Source organism: Streptomyces colwelliae, from assembly GCF_048158785.1.
Classification (GTDB): domain Bacteria; phylum Actinomycetota; class Actinomycetes; order Streptomycetales; family Streptomycetaceae; genus Streptomyces.
The window spans coordinates 1-888 of sequence record NZ_JBLTJC010000840.1; the positions used below are offsets into that span (position 1 = coordinate 1).

Sequence of the window (888 nt, forward strand, 5' to 3'; positions counted from 1 at the left end):
CGCCAGACCCCAGACCTCCCCCACCTCTCCCACATGCGCGGCCGCCTGCTCCCGCCCCGCCCGCGCCGCAGCCGCCCGTACCGACGGGTCGAGCGGATTACGGCCGAACGCCTGCTTCGCTTCCGGCGACGGTGACACGACGACCGCACGGGCGCCCTGCTCCACAAGTCGCCGGGCCTGGTTCGCCGGAGACACCAGGGGGCCGCCTCCGAGGGACATCGGCGCGAGGACGACGACCTGGTCGTAGCCCTCGGCGAGCTGCGCGTTGGCCGCCGAGTGGATGCCGCCGTCGATCCAGCGGCGGTCCTCGATGGTGACCGGGGGCCACACGCCGGGGACGGCGCAGCTGGCGGCCACCGCGTCGCCCAGGGGCAGCCCGCTGTCCTTGTCGAAGGCCCGCAGTTCACCGGTCACCGTGTCGACCGCGGTGATGCGCAACGCGCGGTCGGGCCACTCCGGTGAGACCAGCCGAGACTCGATCGCCGCGCGCCGGGCCGCCGCGTGGGGCGTCCTGGCGGCGAGTGCCATACGGCCGATCTTCCGCCCGTACGCCTCGGGAGTACGCGAGGTCATGGTCGCCCAGGCGTAGCGGAGCAACAGGCCAGGACCGAGCCGGCCGGGGATCTCGCCCTCGGGGGCGGCGAGTTGACGCTCGTAGACCTCCTTGAGCGTGGCGGCCCGCAGCTGGGCACCGACCGTCGAGCCCGCCGACGTACCGATCACGACATCGGCGTCGGAGAGATCGACGCCGGCCTCGCCCAGCCCGTACAGCATCCCGGCCGTCCAGCCGATCCCGCTGCTGCCCCCGCCACCCAGCACAAGTGCCTTGCCCGCCATGGTGTGTTCCCGCCTTCCCCACGCCTCGCCACAACTGCCGTCGCGATCAAG

General features: G+C 73.5%; 1 protein-coding gene. It reads right to left on the reverse strand.

Translation table 11 applies throughout. The features are described from left to right. Positions 1–837 (reverse strand): patatin-like phospholipase family protein (locus tag ACNFOC_RS54720; protein WP_416966359.1); only part of this gene is annotated, 837 nt, incomplete at its 3' end. Positions 838–888: the final 51 nt, after the last annotated feature.